17 protein-coding genes and 1 riboswitch are annotated in these 17,988 nt (G+C 72.0%); of the genes, 12 read left to right on the plus strand and 5 right to left on the minus strand.

The genetic code is table 11. The features are described from left to right. Positions 1-138 precede the first annotated feature (138 nt). The 8 genes from FB382_RS04130 to FB382_RS04165 all read left to right on the plus strand — a co-directional run bounded on the left by FB382_RS04130 (position 139) and on the right by FB382_RS04165 (position 7,931). Positions 139-2,385, plus strand: a complete 2,247-nt coding sequence (locus tag FB382_RS04130; protein ID WP_182537043.1) for a GAF domain-containing protein — start codon at positions 139-141, stop codon at positions 2,383-2,385. Next, complete coding sequence (locus tag FB382_RS04135; protein WP_182537045.1) at positions 2,382-2,765, plus strand: response regulator; 384 nt, start codon at positions 2,382-2,384, stop codon at positions 2,763-2,765. Before FB382_RS04130 ends, FB382_RS04135 begins: the two co-directional genes overlap by 4 nt. Next, positions 2,762-3,895: a response regulator gene (locus tag FB382_RS04140; protein WP_182537047.1), complete on the plus strand. Its 1,134-nt coding sequence runs from the start codon at positions 2,762-2,764 to the stop codon at positions 3,893-3,895. Before FB382_RS04135 ends, FB382_RS04140 begins: the two co-directional genes overlap by 4 nt. After that, positions 3,892-5,481 carry a peptide ligase PGM1-related protein gene (locus tag FB382_RS22765; RefSeq protein ID WP_220481255.1) on the plus strand — a complete coding sequence of 530 codons (1,590 nt, stop codon included), beginning with the start codon at positions 3,892-3,894 and terminating at the stop codon, positions 5,479-5,481. The genes FB382_RS04140 and FB382_RS22765 overlap by 4 nt, the downstream gene beginning before the upstream one ends. Then, positions 5,478-6,125 (plus strand): histone deacetylase, encoded by a 648-nt coding sequence (locus FB382_RS04150; protein WP_182537049.1) that lies wholly within the window; start codon positions 5,478-5,480, stop codon positions 6,123-6,125. The genes FB382_RS22765 and FB382_RS04150 overlap by 4 nt, the downstream gene beginning before the upstream one ends. A 32-nt stretch (positions 6,126-6,157) precedes the next feature. Further along, on the plus strand, positions 6,158-6,985 hold the full coding sequence (locus FB382_RS04155) for a slipin family protein (protein WP_246377086.1): 828 nt from the start codon (positions 6,158-6,160) through the stop codon (positions 6,983-6,985). Positions 6,986-7,059: 74 nt separating this feature from the next. Then, positions 7,060-7,563 carry a VOC family protein gene (locus tag FB382_RS04160; protein WP_182537051.1) on the plus strand — a complete coding sequence of 168 codons (504 nt, stop codon included), beginning with the start codon at positions 7,060-7,062 and terminating at the stop codon, positions 7,561-7,563. Positions 7,564-7,643: 80 nt separating this feature from the next. Further along, positions 7,644-7,931 (plus strand): hypothetical protein, encoded by a 288-nt coding sequence (locus FB382_RS04165; protein WP_182537053.1) that lies wholly within the window; start codon positions 7,644-7,646, stop codon positions 7,929-7,931. 19 nt (positions 7,932-7,950) lie between these two features. Here FB382_RS04165 and FB382_RS04170 read toward each other — a convergent pair whose 3' ends face one another. Next, complete coding sequence (locus tag FB382_RS04170; RefSeq protein ID WP_182537054.1) at positions 7,951-8,184, minus strand: three-helix bundle dimerization domain-containing protein; 234 nt, start codon at positions 8,182-8,184, stop codon at positions 7,951-7,953. Between the two features lie 112 nt (positions 8,185-8,296). Here FB382_RS04170 and FB382_RS04175 point away from each other — a divergent pair, with 112 nt between their 5' ends. From FB382_RS04175 to FB382_RS04190, 4 genes are read left to right on the plus strand one after another with little or no spacing between them, the layout of a single operon-like run. Further along, on the plus strand, positions 8,297-8,749 hold the full coding sequence (locus FB382_RS04175) for a CHRD domain-containing protein (protein WP_182537056.1): 453 nt from the start codon (positions 8,297-8,299) through the stop codon (positions 8,747-8,749). Positions 8,750-8,782: 33 nt separating this feature from the next. Next, positions 8,783-9,292, plus strand: a complete 510-nt coding sequence (locus tag FB382_RS04180; protein ID WP_281379826.1) for a sigma-70 family RNA polymerase sigma factor — start codon at positions 8,783-8,785, stop codon at positions 9,290-9,292. Further along, the gene (locus FB382_RS04185; protein WP_182537060.1) at positions 9,289-9,975 is read left to right on the plus strand and encodes an anti-sigma factor family protein; all 687 of its coding nucleotides are present in this window, start codon (positions 9,289-9,291) and stop codon (positions 9,973-9,975) included. Before FB382_RS04180 ends, FB382_RS04185 begins: the two co-directional genes overlap by 4 nt. A 49-nt stretch (positions 9,976-10,024) precedes the next feature. After that, positions 10,025-10,477 carry a Rieske (2Fe-2S) protein gene (locus FB382_RS04190; RefSeq protein WP_182537062.1) on the plus strand — a complete coding sequence of 151 codons (453 nt, stop codon included), beginning with the start codon at positions 10,025-10,027 and terminating at the stop codon, positions 10,475-10,477. A gap of 25 nt (positions 10,478-10,502) precedes the next feature. Here the strand turns inward: FB382_RS04190 and FB382_RS04195 are convergent, their stop codons facing one another. The 4 genes from FB382_RS04195 to FB382_RS04210 form a co-directional block, all read right to left on the minus strand. Then, positions 10,503-11,555, minus strand: a complete 1,053-nt coding sequence (locus tag FB382_RS04195; RefSeq protein ID WP_220481256.1) for a ribonucleotide-diphosphate reductase subunit beta — start codon at positions 11,553-11,555, stop codon at positions 10,503-10,505. Beyond that, the gene (locus tag FB382_RS04200) at positions 11,552-13,936 is read right to left on the minus strand and encodes a ribonucleoside-diphosphate reductase subunit alpha (RefSeq protein WP_182537064.1); all 2,385 of its coding nucleotides are present in this window, start codon (positions 13,934-13,936) and stop codon (positions 11,552-11,554) included. Before FB382_RS04200 ends, FB382_RS04195 begins: the two co-directional genes overlap by 4 nt. A 130-nt stretch (positions 13,937-14,066) precedes the next feature. Then, a riboswitch (cobalamin riboswitch) is annotated at positions 14,067-14,296 on the minus strand. A gap of 59 nt (positions 14,297-14,355) precedes the next feature. Continuing rightward, positions 14,356-15,972 carry a DUF1254 domain-containing protein gene (locus FB382_RS04205; protein WP_182537066.1) on the minus strand — a complete coding sequence of 539 codons (1,617 nt, stop codon included), beginning with the start codon at positions 15,970-15,972 and terminating at the stop codon, positions 14,356-14,358. 67 nt (positions 15,973-16,039) lie between these two features. Next, positions 16,040-17,884 (minus strand): MFS transporter, encoded by a 1,845-nt coding sequence (locus FB382_RS04210; protein WP_220481257.1) that lies wholly within the window; start codon positions 17,882-17,884, stop codon positions 16,040-16,042. Between the last annotated feature and the right edge of the window lie 104 nt (positions 17,885-17,988).

Genomic DNA, 17,988 nt, shown 5'->3' on the forward strand with positions numbered 1-17,988 from the left:
TGGGGTGCCTCGGACCGACGCCCGCCGACGCGCATTTGAGCCACCTGGGCGATTGCCCCCTCCGGCGAACCTGAGGAAACTCGAAGGGTCGTCGACACGGCGTCACCGGTGACCGAGGTCGACGGTGGGGAGGAAGCGATGGTCGAGCCAGCCACGGCCCCGGGTGCCGTCAGCGCCGCGGACCACGAGCGCCTCCTGCAAGACCACGCCGCCCTCCTGGACCAGTTCGAGGCGGCCAACGAGGTCCTCTCGGCCATGGGGCGCTGGGCCGGCGACCCCGACGCCGTCCTGACCACCCTCGTCGAGAGCGCCCGCCGGTTGTGCTCGGCACAGGCGGCCCACCTCTACGTGCTGGAGGACGGGGTCTACCGGCTGATCAAGGCCGTCGGGCTCAGCGAGGAGTCGATCGCCTACATCGCCGAGCACCCGATGGCGGTGGACCGGGAGACCCTGATCGGGCGGGTGGGGCTGGACCGCACCACCCAGCAGATCGCCGACGTGCTGGCCGACCCCGACTACGGCGCCCACGACCTCCAGCGCGTGGCCGGCTTCCGCACCACCATGGGTGCGCCGATGCTGCTCGACGAGCGGGTGGTGGGGGCGCTCACCGTGTGGCGCGACGTCGTGAACCCCTTCGACGAGCGGGAGATGGCCATCGTCTCCGCGTTCGCGGCGCAGGCCGCGCTGGCGGTCAACGGCGTGCAGCTGGTGCAGCAGCTCGAGGCACGGAGCGCCGAGCTGGCGCGCAAGGTGGAGGAGCTCGAGGCGCTGCGCCAGGTGGGCGAGGCCGTCAACTCGAGCCTGGACGTCGAGAACGTGCTCGCCACGATCGCCATGCACGCGGTCGAGCTCTCCGGCACCGACGGCGGCTCGATCATGGAGTACGCCGACCGGGACCGCTGCTTCGTGGTGCGCAGCGTCTACCGGACCGAGCCGGCCGTGGTCGAGCGGCTCCGCTCCATCCGCATCGGCCTCGACGAGACGCTCGTCGGTCGCGCCGCCCGCGAGCGGCGACCGCTGGCGGTGACCGACCTGGCCCGGGTCGACCTCGACCCGCACCTGCAGATCCTCTTCGACGACGGCTGGCGGTCGCTCGTCGCGGTCCCGATGCTGCGCGAGGGGCAGGTCGTGGGCTCGCTGATCGTGCGACGCAAGCGCCCCGGCGACTTCACCGAGGAGGTCCTCGACCTGCTGGAGACCTTTGCCGACCAGTCCAGCCTGGCTCTCGTCAACGCCCAGCTCTACCGCGAGCTGAAGCAGCAGAGCGCCGAGCTGGAGCTGGCGAGCCGTCACAAGTCGGAGTTCCTCGCGAGCATGTCCCACGAGCTGCGGACGCCGCTCAACGCCGTCCTCGGCTTCTCCGAGGTGCTCCTCGAGCGGATGTTCGGCGACATCAACGAGCGTCAGGAGGAGTACCTCCGCGACATCCACGGCTCGGGCCGGCACCTCCTCGAGCTGCTCAACGAGATCCTCGACCTGTCCAAGGTCGAGGCCGGGCGGATGGAGCTGGAGTACTCGGCCCTCGAGCTGCGGCCGCTGCTGGAGGACGCCGCGGCCATGTTGCGCGAGCGGGCCGCCGGACACGCGATCACGCTCACCGTCGACGTCGCCGACGACGTCGACCCGCTCTTCACCGACGGGCTGCGGCTCAAGCAGGTCGTGCTCAACCTGATGACCAACGCCGTGAAGTTCACCGGCGACGGGGGCTCGGTGACCGTGCGCGCGGTGCGCGGCCCCGCCGAGGTCGACATCTCCGTGACCGACACCGGCATCGGGGTCCCCGAGGAGGACCGTGAGCGGATCTTCGAGTCCTTCCAGCAGGGTGGGCGCGGCAGCTCGCGGGAGGAGGGCACCGGGCTGGGCCTGACGCTCTCGCGGCGCCTCGTGGAGCTGCTGGGCGGCCGGATGTGGCTGGTCACCGAGGTCGGCGTCGGGAGCACCTTCGGCTTCTCGCTCCCCGATCGCACCGGCGGGGCCGTCGGGGCCGTGGGGGGACGTGATCCGGCCGGGCTCGCGGGGGACGTCGTGGTCATCGAGGACGACCGGCCCTCCCTGGACCTGCTCACGGCCTACCTCTCCGGCGCGGACCTCCAGGTCACGGCGGCCCGCGACGGGCAGTCCGGCCTCGAGGCGGTCCGGCGGGTGCACCCTGCCGCGGTGCTGCTGGACATCCGGCTGCCCGGCATCGACGGCTGGTCGGTGCTCGAGGCCCTCAAGTCCGAGCCGGAGACCCGGGACATCCCCGTCATCGTGGTCTCGATCGTCGACGAGCGGTCGAGGGGCGTCGCGATGGGCGCCGCGGCGTACCTCGTCAAGCCGGTGCGCCGCGACGACCTGCTGTCCGCCCTGGCCTCGGTGGGCGCGCCGGTGGGGGAGCCGTCGTGAGTGCGCCGCGGATCCTCGTCGTCGAGGACAACCCGAAGAACCTCAAGCTGGTCCGCGACGTCCTGGAGCACTTCGGCTACGAGGTCATCGAGGCGACGACCGGCGAGGACGGCGTGCGCCTGGCGGTGGAGGCCACGCCCGACCTGGTGCTGATGGACCTCCAGCTCCCGGGCATCGACGGCACCGAGGCGCTGCGGAGGATCCGCGCCGGCGCGGACAACCAGGACGTCCCGGTCGTGGCGGTGACGGCGTTCGCGATGAACGACGACCGTGACCGGGCCTTCGAGTCGGGCTTCAACGGCTACGTCGAGAAGCCGATCAGCGTGCGGTCCCTGCCCCAGCAGGTCAGCGACTACCTCCGGCTGGGGCGGGCGCCGTGACCGGCGAGGGCGGGGCCCGGGTGCTGGTGGTCGACGACCAGCCGGCCAACATCCGGCTGCTCGAGGCGATCCTCGTGCCGCGGGGCTACACGGTGTTGACGGCGGTGTCCGGCGAGGAGGCGCTCGAGGTCATCGCCACCTCCGACGTCGACCTGGTGCTGCTGGACATCGTGATGCCGGGCCTGGACGGCTACGAGGTGTGCCGGAGGATCCGCGAGCAGGCGGACACGGCCTACCTGCCGGTCGTGATGGTCACGGCCAGCGGCGACGAGCAGAAGGTGCGGGCGCTCGAGGCGGGCGCCGACGACTTCCTGGGCAAGCCGGTCAACCAGAGCGAGCTGCTGGCCCGGGTCGCCTCGCTGGCGCGGATCAAGCGCTACCAGGACACGATCAGGCGCCAGGCCGCGGAGCTGGCCGCGTGGAACCGCGAGCTGGAGTCCCGGGTGGAGACCCAGGTCGCGGAGCTCGAGCGGATGGGCCGGCTGCGGCGCTTCCTCTCCCCGCAGCTGGCCGAGCTGATCGTGGACTCCGGCGACGAGTCGTTCCTCGAGAGCCACCGGCGCGAGATCGTCGTGGTCTTCTGCGACCTGCGCGGCTTCACGACCTTCGCCGAGGCGAGCGAGCCGGAGGAGGTGATGGGTGTCCTGAAGGACTACCACGAGGCCCTCGGCGACCTGATCTTCCGGTTCGAGGGCACCCTCGAGCGGTTCGCCGGCGACGGGTTGATGGTCTTCTTCAACGACCCGGTGCGTTGCGACGACGGCCCGCTGCGCGCCATCCGGATGGCGCTGGCGATGCGGACCCGGGTGCGGGGCCTGGCCGAGGCGTGGGCGCGGCAGGGGCACGACCTCGCCCTGGGGATCGGCATCGCGCAGGGCTACGCGACGCTCGGCAAGATCGGCTTCGACGGCCGGCTCGACTACGCCGCGATCGGCAGCGTCACCAACCTGGCCTCGCGGCTGTGTGACGCCGCCGAGCCCTGGCAGGTCCTGGTCTCCGAGCGCGTCTTCTCCGCGGCCGGGCCGCTCGTGGTCGGGGAGGACGCCGGCGCCCGCGAGCTGCGCGGCTTCAGCCGGCGGGTCACCACGTTCAGTGTCCGGGGCGTCGACAACTCACGGACCGTGTCGTGACCGGCGACCTGTGGACCGCGCCGGTCGCCGCTCCGGCTGTGCTCTCCGACCTGTCCGAGGAGGAGCGCTACCGCCGCTTCGACGAGCTGCAGGCCAGGATGGCCGGGGTCTGGGAGGCGATGCGTCTCAACCACGACGACGAGTCGGTGGTCGTGGTCCCCTCGATCACGCTGGACCGGGCGGTCGCCGCGAGCGGCAGCCTGACGCAGGCCTACGAGGAGCGCTTCCTGTTCCTGCTCGTGCTGCTGCGCCAGCCGCGGCTCCGGATGGTCTACGTGACCTCGATGCCGATCGCCCCCGAGATCATCGAGTACTACCTCGCGCTGCTGCCCGGGGTGATCCCCAGCCACGCCCGGGCCCGGTTGACGCTGGTGAGCGTCAACGACGCGTCGCCGCGGTCGCTGAGCGAGAAGCTGCTCCAGAGGCCCCGGCTGCTCGCGCGGATTGCGGCCCTGGTGCCCAACCCGGCCCGGTCGCACCTGCTGCCCTACAACACCACCGAGCTCGAGCGCGACGTGGCGCTCTCGCTCGGCATCCCGATGTACGGCGCCGACCCCCGCCTGGCCCCGCTGGGCAGCAAGAGCGGCTGCCGGCGGATGTTCGCGGAGATCGGCGTACCCCATCCGCTGGGCGTGGAGGACCTGCGCACCCTCGACGACCTGGCCGACGCCGTCGTCACCCTGCGCGCCGAGCGGCCCGCGATGGACAGCGTGATCGTCAAGCTCAACGAGGGGGTCTCGGGCGCGGGCAACGCGGTCGTCCGCCTGGGTGGCCTGCCCCCGCCCGGGTCTGCGGAGGAGCGCGCGGAGGTGGTGCAGCGGCTGCACGCGATGGAGCTGGAGTCGCCGGACACGCCGCTCGACGTCTACCTGGCCAAGCTGGCCGAGGGCGCCGGGATCGTGGAGGAGCGGATCGTCGGGGCCGAGCTGCGCAGTCCCAGCGTGCAGCTGCGGGTGCTGCCCGGCGGTGATGTCGAGCTGCTCTCGACGCACGACCAGCTGCTCGGCGGCGCCAGCGGACAGAGCTACCTGGGCTGCGTCTTCCCGGCGGCGCCGGAGTATGCCCGGACGATCACGCGGCACGCCGAGACGATCGGGCACCGCCTCGCCCGGAGCGGTGCGCTCGGCCGGTTCGCGGTCGACTTCGTGGTCGTGCGCAGCGTGACCGGCGAGTGGACGGCGTACGCGATCGAGCTGAACCTGCGCAAGGGCGGCACCACCCACCCGTTCCTGACGCTGCAGTTCCTCACCGACGGGCGCTACGACCCGGGGACCGCGCTGTTCCTCACCCCGCGCGGCCACGAGAAGCACCTCGTCGCCACCGACCACCTCGAGTCCGAGCAGCTGTGCGGCCTCGTGCCGGCCGACCTGTTCGACATCGTCGCCCGCCACGGGCTGCACTTCGACCCCTCGCGCCAGGTCGGGATCGTCTTCCACATGATCAGCTGCCTGACCGAGCACGGCCGGATCGGCCTCACCGCCGTCGGCGACACCGCGGCCGAGGCGGACCGCCGCTACCGCGACGCACAGCGGATCCTGCTGGAGGAGGCGCGCCTGTCCCTCCGGGAGCCGGCGCTCCCCGGGTGAGGTCCGAGGTGCTCCGGGTCTGGTACGTCGCCTACGGGTCCAACCTCGGGTTCGCCCGGTTCCGCTGCTACCTCGCGGGCGGCCGGCCGCACGGTGGCTCCCGGGTCTACGCCGGCTGCCGGGACCCCGCCGATCCCGCCGAGGTGGCAGCCCTGGAGGTGCCCGGCGGGCTCGTGTTCGCGGGGGAGTCCGGCGTGTGGGGCGGCGCGATGGCCTTCTACGACCCGCACGCACCGGGCCGGGTCGCCTGCCGGGCCTACCTGGTCACCGCCGAACAGCTCGCGGACGTCGCGGCGCAGGAGATGCGGCGGCCCCCGGGCGGCGACTTCGCGCGCGACCTGTCGGGGATCCTCGCGGACGTCGAGTCCGTGCACACGATGGGGCCGGGGCGCTACGAGACGATCACCCGGCTGGGGGAGCGGGCCGGGGCGCCGATGTTCACCGTGACCCACCACGACGCCGGGGGACTGGATCCCGCGGCGCCGAGCGTGGCCTACCTGCGCAGCATCGCGGCGGGTCTGCGCGAGGCCCACGGCTGGGACGCGGCGCGGATCGCCGCCTATCTGGAGCCCGCCCCGGGGATCGCTGCCGGCTGGAGCCGGGAGGAGCTGACGGCGCTCGCAGGCGAGGGCGCGCCACGGTGACCGGCGTACGCTCGGAGTGAGGCTCCGGGCCCATGGAGCCCGCGGAGGTCGCCATGGATGCGCTGCTGTTGACGCTCGGTTCGCTGGGGGTGCTGGCGGGTGTGGGCTGGGCGACCAGCGTGCGCGTCGTCCAGCAGATCGAGCGCGGTGTGGTGTTCCGGCTGGGCCGCGCCCAGGACGACGTACGCCGCCCTGGCCTCACGTTCCTGGTGCCGGTCGTGGACCGGATGAAGCGGGTCAACATGCAGGTCGTGACCATGCCGGTCCCCGCCCAGGACGGCATCACCCGCGACAACGTGACGGTGCGCGTCGACGCCGTCGTCTACTTCCGGGTGGTCGACCCGATGCGGGCGGTGATCCAGGTCCAGGACTACGTCTTCGCCATCTCGCAGGTCGCGCAGACCTCGCTGCGCTCCATCATCGGCAAGAGCGAGCTCGACGACCTGCTGTCCAACCGGGAGCGGCTCAACCAGGGCCTCGAGGTGATGCTCGACAACCCCGCTGCCTCCTGGGGGATCGAGATCGACCGGGTGGAGATCAAGGACGTCGCCCTGCCCGAGACGATGAAGCGGTCGATGTCCCGCCAGGCCGAGGCCGAGCGGGAGCGCCGGGCCCGGATCATCACCGCCGACGGCGAGTTCCAGGCCTCGCAGCGGCTCTCCGAGGCCGCCGCGGCGATGGAGTCCACACCCGCCGCGCTCCAGCTGCGGCTGCTCCAGACCATGGTGGAGGTGGCGGCCGAGAAGAACTCCACGCTGGTGCTGCCCTTCCCCGTCGAGATGCTGCGCTACTTCGAGGCCGTCGCGACCGGCGTGCCCGCCGCCCAGCGGGTCGACGGCGTCGCCCACGAACCCGGGTGATGCAGGGTGGCCACCGGCGTGGCACGCTCTCCCCACCACTCAGCTGACAGGGAGCCGACACGGAGGAGCGACCCATGAGCGAGGCCACACCCGACCAGGACGCCCTGGCCCGGCGCCGCGCCGAGCTGCGTGCCGCCCACCTCGTCCCCGTGGACGACCGCCCCGCCTCGACGGCCCGCGGCCTGCACCACACCGCCCTCGTCAGCAGCGACGTCGAGACGACGATCCGCTTCTACCAGGACGTGCTCGGCTTCCCGCTGACCGAGCTGATCGAGAACCGCGACTACCCCGGCTCCTCGCACTTCTTCTTCGACATCGGCAACCAGAACCTCCTGGCCTTCTTCGACTTCCCGGGCCTCGACGTCGGTCCGTACGCCGAGGTGCTGGGCGGCCTCCACCACCTGGCCATCTCGGTGGACCCCGAGCGCTGGGCACAGCTCGTCTCCCGGCTCGACGCAGCCGGGGTGGAGCACGAGGTGCACAGCGGGGTCTCGGTCTACTTCCGCGACCCCGACGGCGCGCGGATCGAGCTGATCGCCGACCCGCTCGGCGAGATGTACGGCCACCACGTCCTGTAGCGACCCCCGCCGTGACTTCACCAGCATGAGGGATGGCCGGACCTCCCGGCGGGCCTAGCGTCCGCAGGGAGGAGGCAGCCATGCCCTACGCCATCGTCCACCACTTCCCTGGGGGCACCCAGGAGCAGTACGACGCGTCGATCGCCGCCGTCCACCCGGGTCCCGACACCCTCCCGGACGGACAGATCTTCCACGCCGCCGGCCCGGCGCCGGGCGGCTGGACGATCGTGGCGGTCCACGAGACCCAGGAGAGCTGGGAGCGGTTCCGCGACAGCATCCTGATGCCGAGGATGCAGGCCGGCATCGAGGGCGGGTTCGCCAGCCCGCCCGAGGAGACGGCGGTCGACCTCTACAAGCTGCTGCCCTAGCAGCAGCCCGGCGTCGGACTCAGCCGGTCAGGCTCGTCGGCGACCCGCGCAGCAGGTCGATCGCGTGGCGCTCGACCAGGATCGGGACGAAGTCGCGGATCCGGTGGCCGTCGAACTCGTGCAGGGCACCGCGGACGACCCGGTCGATCGTCTCGGGTGTCGTGTCGGGGAAGCGCGTCCGCAGGCGCGCGGAGACCTGCGCGACGGCAGTCTCCTCGGGGGTCGTGGCCTCGGGGGTGGCCATGCTGTCCATGCCCAGCAGTGAACACCGCCGGCCCCGACTCCACCAGACCCCGTCTCGGCCATCAGCGGGTGGTTGAACCGATCCTCGCCCTGCCCCGTAGGACAGGTGAGGAGGTTCCACCATGACCACGAAATCACTGACCACCCCGTCCCTGGCCGTCGCCTTCACGACGGCGCTCCTGCTCGCCGGGTCCGGTGCTGCGGTCACGAGCTCGGCCGCTGACCCCGCCCCGGCCCGGCTCGTGACCGTGAAGACCCTGGAGGCCCAGCTCGGCCCGGGCGGCGACCCCGACGGCTCGGGGGAGGCGCACTTCCGGCTGATCCAGGCCACCACGAGGGTCTGCGCGAACGTCGAGTGGAGCAACATCGGCACCCCCGACGCCGCGCACATCCACAAGGTCAAGGACGGCAGCATCGTCGTGGACCTCACCGGCTCGGTCACCGGCGGCAAGCACTGCGCCCACGCGTCGAAGGCGCTGATCACCCGGCTGCTGGACCACCCGCGCCGCTACTACTTCAACGTGCACAACGCGACGTACCCCGCCGGGGCGATCCGGGGGCCGCTCCACCACTGACCCGCGACAATGGTGATGACGGCAGGAGGTCGGTTGGCCGCGAACCAGGTCGAGCTGATGCAGCAGCTGCACGACGAGCACGCAGCCGCGCTGTGGGGCTACTGCGTGCGCCTGACCGGTGACCGGACCCGCGCCGAGGACGTCGCCCAGGAGACCCTGCTCCGGGCGTGGCGCAGCTTCGGGGCGCTCGACGCCAAGCAGGGCTCGGTCCGGGCGTGGCTGTTCACGGTGGCGCGCAACATCGTCATCGACGAGTGGCGCACTCGCCGGACCCGGACCGAGACCGTCGTCGCCGAGCCCCCCGAGCCGGGGGACCCGGTCGACGACACTGACCGGCTGCTGGTCTCGTGGATGGTCGCCGACGCGCTGGACCGGCTCTCGCCGGAGCACCGGGCGGTGATCCTCGAGTGCTACTTCCGCGGCCTGCCGGTGGCCGAGGCCGCACATCGGCTCGGCGTGCCACCCGGCACGGTCAAGTCACGCACGCACTACGCGCTCAAGGCACTGAGGCTCGCACTGGAGGAGATGGGGGTGGAGACATGAGCTGTGGATTCACCGGCCTGGACGGTTCCTACGTCCTCGGCGCCCTCGACCCCGCCGAGGCCCGGGAGTTCGAGGCACACCTCGCCGGCTGCGCTGCGTGCACCGCCGCCGTCAATGAGCTCGCCGGCCTCCCCGCACTGCTCTCCCTCGTCGACTCCGACGTCCTCGAGCGCCCGCCGCCCCCGCTGCCCGAGACCCTGCTGCCCGCGCTGGTCGCGGCCGCGCGCAGCGCCCAGCGCCGGCGTACGGCGATCGTCGCCCTGCTCGGCGCGGCCGCCGCGGCCCTGGTGGCCGTCGTGCTCGTCGTGGGTGGTGCGGTGGGGGACCGGGGTGCCCCCGAGGCCGGGCCGACCGGAGGTCCCTCGGCGGCCGTGGCCCGGACCATGACGCCGATCGGCTACGAGCCGGTGCACGCCTCGGTCGGGCTGACCGGGGTCGCGTGGGGCACCCGCCTCGACCTGGAGTGCACCTACGAGTCGCTCCCGGACCCGGAGACCCGGCCGGGGAGCTACGTGCTCGTGGTCCGCACGCGCGACGGCCACGTCGAGCAGGTCGCCACGTGGCGGGCCCTGCCCGGCCGGACCATGCACCTGACCGGGGCCACGGCCGCGACGCCGGACCAGATCGTGTCGGTCGAGATGCGCACCAGGTCCGGTGCCCCGGTCCTGAGGCTGGTCCTGTGACCCGCCCCGACACGTCCCCCCGACCCGACACGACCCCAGGAGGTGGGCGATGAGCCCCCAGGACAGCACCGAACCCACCAGCGGTCCCTCGCGCCGCACCCTCCTGGTCGCCGGCGCCGGCACGGCCCTGGGCGTCACGGTGGTGGCCGGCTGCGGCGGCGGTGGATCCGGCACCGCGACGGACACCCCCACGCCGTCCGGCGGAGGGAGCACCGGCCTGGCCAAGGTCAGCGACGTGCCGGTCGGCGGTGCGGTCTCGGCCCAGACCGCCGACGGCAAGCCGGTCATCGTCGCCCAGCCGAAGGCCGGCGACATCGTGGCCTTCTCCGCGATCTGCACCCACATGGGCTGCACGGTCGCCCCGCAGGGCGACATCCTCAAGTGCCCCTGCCACGGGTCGACCTACGACTTGGCCACCGGCGACAACACCGGCGGCCCGGCGCCGTCGCCGCTGGCGAAGATCGACGTACTGGTCAAGGGCGGGGAGGTCGTCCAGGCCTGACCTCCCCACCCCGACCCGCGCCGCGCTAGAAGTCGTCGTCGAAGGCGACCTGCCCGGTCACGCCCATCTGGTAGGCCGAGACCCGGCGCTCGAAGAAGTTCGAGAGCTCCTGGACGTCCTGCAGCTCCATGAAGGCCAGCGGGTTGCGCGAGCCGTAGATCTGCGGGAGGCCGAGCCGCTCCATCCGCCGGTCGGCGACGAACTGGAGGTACTCCCGCATGTCCGCCACCGACAGCCCCGCCACGCCCTGCCCGAGGAGGTCCTCGGCGAACTGCGCCTCGGCGTCGACCGCCTCGACCAGCATCTGCCGGACGTCCGCGGCCAGCTGCTCGTCGAACAGGTCCGGCTCCTCCTGACGCACGGTGTCGACCACGTCGAAGGCGAACGCCATGTGCATCGACTCGTCGCGGAAGACCCAGTTGGTGCCGGACGCGAGCCCGTTGAGCAGGCCCCGCGAGCGCAGGAAGTAGACGTAGGCGAAGGCGCCGTAGAAGAACAACCCCTCGATGCAGGCCGCGAAGCAGATCACGTTCAGCAGGAACGCGCGACGGTGCTCCCTGGTGGTCAGGGCGTCGAGCTCGAAGACCTTGTCGATCCACGTGAAGCAGAAGTCGGCCTTGTTCCGGATCGAGGGGATGTTGTCGACGGCGGCGAAGGCCTCGTGCCGCTCGGCCTCGTCGGGCACGTAGGTGTCGAGCAGCGTCAGGTAGAACTGCACGTGCACCGCCTCCTCGAAGAGCTGCCGGCTCAGGTAGAGCCGCGCCTCGGGCGAGTTGATGTGCTGGTAGAGGTTGAGCACCAGGTTGTTCGCCACGATCGTGTCGCCGGTCGCGAAGAACGCCACGAGGCGCGAGACCAGGTGCCGCTCGGCCGCGGACAGCTTCGCCAGGTCCTTGAGGTCGGTGTGCAGGTCGACCTCCTCGACGGTCCAGTTGTTCTTGATGCCGTCGCGGTAGCGCTCGTAGAAGTGGGGATAGCGCATCGGCCGGAGGGTGAGGTTCATCCCCGGGTCGAGCAGCATCCGGGTCGGTCGCGAGTCGGTCGCGGTGCTGGGCTGGGTGTTCTGGTCGGTGGTCACTGGCAGGCCTCGCAGCTCTCGGGGTTCTCCAGGGAGCAGGCGACCGCCGCCTCGTCCCGGACGGGTTCGGTGACGGACACGGTCGCCTGCTGGATCCGGGTGGCCGGTCGCGACCGCAGGTAGTACGTCGTCTTCAGCCCGGACTTCCAGGCGTGGTTGTACATCGAGGAGAGCTTCCCGATCGTCGGCGACGCCAGGAAGAGGTTGAGCGACTGGCTCTGGTCGATGTACGCCGACCGCGCGGCCGCCATGTCGATCAGCGCGCGCTGGGGGAGCTCCCACGCCGTGCGGAACAGCACCCGGACGTCCTCGGGCAGGGACGCGATGCCCTGCACCGAGCCCTCGGCGCGCTTGATCGCCTCGCGGTTCTCGGGGGTCCACAAGCCGTGGGCCTTGAGCTCGTGCACGAGGGCGGAGTTGACCTGGAGGAACTCTCCCGAGAGCGTCTCGCGCTTGAACAGGTTGGACACCTGGGGCTCGATGCACTCGTAGCACCCGGCGATCGAGGCGATCGTGGCGGTCGGTGCGATCGCGATCAGCAGGGAGTTGCGCAGGCCGTGCTTCGCGATCCGCGCCCGCACGACGTCCCACCGCTCGGTCTGGGTCGGCGTCGCGTCCCAGAAGTCCGGCTGCAGCCTCCCCTGCGCGGCGCGGGTCCGGTCGAAGGTCGGGTGCGGACCCTGGCGCTCGGCCAGCTCCGAGGAGACCTCCAGCGCGGTCAGGTAGACCTCCTCCTGGATCCGCGTCGACAGCTCCAGCGCCTCCGCCGAGTCGAAGGGCAGCCGCAGGGCGAAGAAGACGTCCTGCAGCCCCATCAGACCGAGCCCGATCGGCCGCCACTGCGGGTTGGAGGCCGCCGCCTCGGCGCTGGGGTAGTAGTTCACGTCGATGACGCGGTCGAGCAGCGGCACCGCCGTACGCACCGTGGCGCGGAGCTTGTCCCAGTCGACGCCCGTCGGGAGCAGGTGTTGGCCCAGGTTGATCGAGCCCAGGTTGCAGACCGCCGTCTCGGAGTCCGAGGACACCTCGATGATCTCGGTGCACAGGTTGGACAGGTGCACGACGGGCTTGCCGGGGGCCTGGTCGTCCGAGGTCTGGTTGCACGTGCGGTTGGCGGCGTCCTTGAACGTCATCCAGCCGTTGCCGGTCTGCGCCAGCGTGCGCATCATCTTGGCGTAGAGGTCGCGCGCCTTCAGGGTGCGCACGACGTTGCCCTCCGCCTCGGCACGCCGGTACGCCGCGTCGAAGGCGTCGCCCCACAGGTCCACGAGCTCGGGCACCTGGTCGGGGTCGACGAGCGACCAGTCCTCGTCGGCCTCGACGCGCCGCATGAACTCGTCGGGGATCCAGTTCGCGAGGTTGAGGTTGTGCGTGCGTCGCGCGTCCTCGCCCGTGTTGTCGCGCAGCTCCAGGAACTCCTCGACGTCGGGGTGCCACGGCTCGAGGTAGACGCACGCGGCGCCCTTGCGACGGCCGCCCTGGTTGACCGCGGCCACCGACGCGTCGAGCGTCCGCAGGAACGGCACGATGCCGTTGGACTGCCCGTTGGTGCCGCGGATCAGTGCTCCGCGGCCGCGGACCCGGGAGAAGCCGATGCCGATCCCGCCGGCGAACTTCGACAGCTTGGCGACCTGGCCGTAGCGCGAGTAGATCGAGTCGAGGTCGTCGCGGGGCGAGTCCACGAGGTAGCACGACGACATCTGGGTGTGCCGGGTGCCGGAGTTGAAGAGGGTCGGGCTGCTCGGCAGGTAGGCCAGGCTCGACATCAGCCGGTAGAAGCCGATCGCCTCGGCCGGCGACTCCGACAGGCCGCAGGCCACGCGCAGCAGGAAGTACTGCGGCGTCTCGACCACCTGGCGCGTCCGGGGGTGCCGCAACAGGTAGCGGTCGTAGACCGTGCGCAGCCCGAAGTACTCGAAGCGGCGGTCGGCGTCCTCGTCGATCGCGAAGTCGAGCTTGCGGGCGTTGTCCTTGACGAACCGTGCGGTCTCGTCGCCGATCAGTCCCTCGGCGTGCCCGAGCCCGACCGACTGGCTGAAGGAGGCGATGCCCTGGTTGCGGACCTCCTTCTCGATGTAGCCGGCCAGCAGCCGCCCGGCCAGCCGGGAGTACTGCGGCTCCTCGCTGATCATCTCGGCGGCCGTCTGGATCGACAGGCGATCCAGCTCGGCGGTGGTGGCGCCGTCGTAGAGGCCCGAGATGGTCTTGGTGGCGACCCGCATCGGGTCCACGTCGGCCAGGTCGTCGGCCACGCGCTCGACGGCGCGCACGATCTTGTTGACGTCGACGGACTCACTGTCCCCGTTGCGCTTGCGCACCTGCATCGTCGTACGGCGTGCTTCGTGGGCGGGGACTGGTGGTGCTGTTTCGGTGACCGTCATTCTCTCTCCTCGCGAGCTCGGTCCGGGACCGGCCAGATGTGCGAGGGGGTGACGACGACGCCGGCGCGTCGTCCGACGAGCGCACCGTGGAGCCGTCAGCCGTCCCACGCGGCATCGGACCACCGCACCCGGCGGGTGCAGTGCGCTGGCAGGTCTTCGGACTCATGGGCTCGCCGCGACCGATCGCTCGGACTCGACCCCTACTGGACGTCGCTTCCCAGGTCCCGTGATGGCGACCCAGTGCTGGGTGACGTCGTTCGTTCCCACTCACCGCTGCGGGGCAGTCCCGGTCTCTCACCGGGTTCCCTGTTGCCTCGACGATCCTGGAGGGAGCGCCGAACCAGCTGCGTGCGCCACCATATGTGGGGTCGACGGAAATCTCCGGGACTAGATGTTGTGTCGGCGTGTTGCGGTCGTCCTCAGTCCGCCCGTACGAACGGCGGGATCCGGTAGGTGCCGTCCAGCGCCGCCTTCTCGGGCAGGTAGAGCCGCAGGATCAGGTGGAACGCCCCGGCCGGCGCGGGCAACCAGTTGGCCCGGGCCTTCGCCCCGCGCGGCTCCGCGTGCTGCACGAAGATCGTCAGCGAGCCGTCCGCGTTGCGCCGCAGTCCCCGGTCGCGGTCGCCGACGGAGTAGCGGTCGATCTCGTTGTCGTAGAGGAAGTTGTCCTGGCGGTACATCGTCAGCGACCAGAACGCGCGGACCGGCGGCAGGTGGCCCTGCGGGAACGTGATCGTGTAGCGGTGCTCTCCGGTGAGCGCGCGCCCGCGACCGTCGGAGTAGCTCGTGGGGTAGGTCGCGATCCGCGGCACGTTGGCGCCGAGCAGGTCGGTGGCGATGACGGCGCGCCCGAGGTACTGCCGGCCGAAGTCGCCGATCCACGGGTCGGTCATCACGCTCCACCCGCGGTTGCCCGCCGAGGTGGTGGCGCGGTAGCGGTCCGCGGCGCCCGCGATGAGTCGTACGGCGGCCCTGGTGCCCGCACCGATCGCGCGGTTCTGCGGGGTGTCCTCGTCCGAGCCGGGCGGGTTGCCCACCGCGTTGGCCGAGTCGGCGGCCAGCACCGCTCCCGGCGTGGTGTCGGGCTGCTCGACCCCGGCCGGGCCCAGCGCCTCGAGGACGCAACGCTGCGAGGACGGCGGCGGGTCGATCGTCGTCTCCTGGTTGAGCGCGGCGACGAAGTCGGTGCCCTGCGGGGTCGCGGGCTTCGGGGGCCGCGGGGGCGGGTTGTCGAAGACGACGGACTTGCCGCGAGCGCCCTGCCGCCAGGCCTCCAGCGGGGTGGCGGTGTACTTCTCGAGCAGCGGCTTGACGCGCTCCATGTCGGCGGTGTCGTCGACCAGCGTCCGGCCGAGCAGCCACATCGTGTTGGTCGGGCTGTGCACCAGGTGCACGCCCTCCGGCACGTCGCCGGACCACCCGGGCGGCACGAAGAGGTAGGAGCCGGCCTTCGTGCCGGTGGCGCCCGACCCGACGTAGGTGAACGAGTTCGTCCAGGCGTCCATGAACTGGAACGTGTAGAAGCGACCGTCCGTGTCGGGCACGTCGATGACCAGCGGCCCCTGGGTCAGGCTCAGCCAGCCCACCGTGTAGGCGGTGTCGACGTTGGGGGAGACCACGCTGCGGGTCTCCGGGGTGCTCAGCGACGCGACACTGACCAGTGTGTTGCGGAAGCGGAACTGGCGGACCGTGTCGTGCAGGTCGACCAGCGGCAGGCCGTAGACGTAGCCGGCCTCGGCCGCGGCGAAGGTGCGGGCGGCCGCGAGACGCTCCGCCGACGAGGTGCCGGCCAGCCGGTCGGCGTACGCCCAGGCGTCGCGCTGGACCCGTGGCTCGAGACCGCTGAGGCCGGGAGCCGAGGCGCCGTACACGCAGTCGGGGAGCAGGTCGGGACGTGTCGCCCCGGCCGCGACCGCGCCGGGCTGGCCGGCCACCACGGCCGAGGCCAGCGTCGAGGCCAGTGATCCGGTGAGCACCACGAGGGCGGCGCCCAGGCGGGTGCGGACGTGGCGGGGGCGTCGGTCTGCGGAGGTCATGCCCGACCCAACGGCCAATTCCCTACCAAGTTACTAGGGATTGAGCGAGAGGTGGGTCACGGAGCCACTACCCCTGGTCGGAGTCCGTCCCACCCTCGCCGGTGATCTCGTCCGGGCAGGCCGTGCCGCGGTGCAGCTGGTAGGGCGCGGCGATCCGGTAGGTGCCCGCGTGCGGGGCGTAGAGCACGGTCCAGTCGTCGGGCGTCTGGCCCTCGACGGTGACCGGCTGCACCTCGTGGCTGAGGCATCCCTCGACGTTGACCGGCGCCGCGTCGGGGGAGTCGGGGTCGCTCGACGGGGGCGGGATCGGGTCGCCCTCGGCGTCGAGCAGGCTCAGCCACGGCGACGCGGGGATGCGGACGAGCACCCGCCCCGGCGTCGGCATGTTGAGCACCAGCTCGGTGGCGTCGAAGCTGGTCACCACGGCCGGCGCGTCGGCCAGTGGGCGCGGGGCCTCGACCTCGAAGAGGGTCCAGTTGGTGTCGGACCAGACGGCGTGCAGGTAGCCGAGCCCGCCCGCCACGAGGTCGTTCTCGGCCCGGGCGGCCGCGTCCGGCGTGCTCTTGGAGAGCACCACGTAGCTGACCGCCCAGCGGTCGAGCCAGGCGCGGTACGACGCCGGCGTGAGCAGCTCGTCGTCGTAGAAGATCGGGTTGCGCTCGGCGTCGGCCTGCCGGTTCCAGCCGCGGGCCAGGTTGACGTAGGGCGCCAGGGCCGACGCCTCGCGGTGGCTCTTGGCCGGGACGACCTCGACCCGCGCCTCGTTGGCCCCGCGGGCCTGGAGCTGGTGGACCAGCGGCCGCAGGTCGACCGACCACGCGGCATCGGGGCGGCCGCCGACGACGTCGCGGGCGGCCGTGGCGACCTGCCAGATGGAGGCCGTCACGATCGCGAGGACCAGGGCGACGACCGCGCGCCGGTTGCCCACCGGGCCCCAGCCGTGGCCGAGCGGTCCCGCCGAGGCGGCGCGCGCGGCGATGGCCACCAGCACGACGCCGCCGAACAGCAGCCCGAGCCGGGTGACGTTGGTGCCGACCTGGGAGGGGATCACCCAGGCGGCGAGCACGCCGGCGACGTACAGGACGGCTCCGACCCGGATGGACCGCCACGTGCGCGGCGCGAGCACGACGACGGCGACCGCCGTCACGACGGGCAGGATCACCGAAGCGAGGGGCATCGGCTGGTGACCCGAGAAGGGGAAGAGCCAGGCCGAGAGCGCCACGACGACGACCGGAGGCAGACCCACGGCGTAGGCGGCGTTGCGCCGCCGCTGCAGCCAGAGCGCGGCCGCGATGACGCCGAGGAAGAGGCCGGCCACGGGGCTCGAGGCGGTGGCGGCGGCGGAGAACACCGCGGCCAGGATGGCGCGCGGCCAGCGGTGCCGCCGCTCGGGGGAGCGCCAGTGGGTGGGCCAGCCGTAGATCACCGAGACCGCCGCCAGTGCGAACATCATGCCGAGCCCGAAGGTCACCCGCCCCGACACCGCGTTGCCGGCGAGCGCGAGCGCGCCGTAGAGCGCGGGCCAGAGCGGCTTGTCGAGCGCCTTGCTGCGGGTCAGCACGAGGGCGAGCAGCCCGGCCGAGACGGTGCCGGCGAGCATCATCGTGGTGCGCACGCCCAGTGCACCCATGACGTAGGGGGCCAGGATGCTGTAGTTGACCGGGTGCATGCCGCCGTACCACGCGAGGTTGTAGGCGCTCCCCGGGTGCGCCCTGGCGAACTCCGCCCAGGCGTCCTGGGCGGCGATGTCGCCGCCGCTGGAGGCGAGCAGCCACCACCAGAGGACGTGCAGGAGCGCGGCGAAGGCGGTGGCGACGGCGACAGGGTGGCGCGACAGGTCGCCCGGCGTGAACCGCGTCGGCCGACGCGGCACGGCCGGCTGCTCGACCCTCACGCGGTCGGTCACGCTCACTGTGCACCCCTTTGTCCACCCCATGCTGTCACCCGGAGGAGCCCAACACCCACTGCGCGCGTTGATAGCATCCCTCCGCCGGGCCACAACGGCCGTGCGGAGGG

This window comes from Nocardioides ginsengisegetis (genome assembly GCF_014138045.1).
In the GTDB taxonomy this organism is placed as follows: Bacteria; Actinomycetota; Actinomycetes; order Propionibacteriales; family Nocardioidaceae; genus Nocardioides; species Nocardioides ginsengisegetis.

Excerpts from the sequence above, each read along its gene's own strand:
- FB382_RS04190 (WP_182537062.1), top strand. The coding sequence starts at position 10,025 with ATGAGCCCCCAGGACAGCACCGAACCCACCAGCGGTCCCTCGCGCCGC.
- FB382_RS04170 (WP_182537054.1), bottom strand. The coding sequence starts at position 8,184 with ATGGACAGCATGGCCACCCCCGAGGCCACGACCCCCGAGGAGACTGCC.
- FB382_RS04185 (WP_182537060.1), top strand. The coding sequence starts at position 9,289 with ATGAGCTGTGGATTCACCGGCCTGGACGGTTCCTACGTCCTCGGCGCC.
- FB382_RS04165 (WP_182537053.1), top strand. The coding sequence starts at position 7,644 with ATGCCCTACGCCATCGTCCACCACTTCCCTGGGGGCACCCAGGAGCAG.
- FB382_RS04155 (WP_246377086.1), top strand. The coding sequence starts at position 6,158 with ATGGAGCCCGCGGAGGTCGCCATGGATGCGCTGCTGTTGACGCTCGGT.
- FB382_RS04205 (WP_182537066.1), bottom strand. The coding sequence starts at position 15,972 with ATGACCTCCGCAGACCGACGCCCCCGCCACGTCCGCACCCGCCTGGGC.
- FB382_RS04130 (WP_182537043.1), top strand. The coding sequence starts at position 139 with ATGGTCGAGCCAGCCACGGCCCCGGGTGCCGTCAGCGCCGCGGACCAC.
- FB382_RS04200 (WP_182537064.1), bottom strand. The coding sequence starts at position 13,936 with ATGACGGTCACCGAAACAGCACCACCAGTCCCCGCCCACGAAGCACGC.
- FB382_RS04160 (WP_182537051.1), top strand. The coding sequence starts at position 7,060 with ATGAGCGAGGCCACACCCGACCAGGACGCCCTGGCCCGGCGCCGCGCC.
- FB382_RS04175 (WP_182537056.1), top strand. The coding sequence starts at position 8,297 with ATGACCACGAAATCACTGACCACCCCGTCCCTGGCCGTCGCCTTCACG.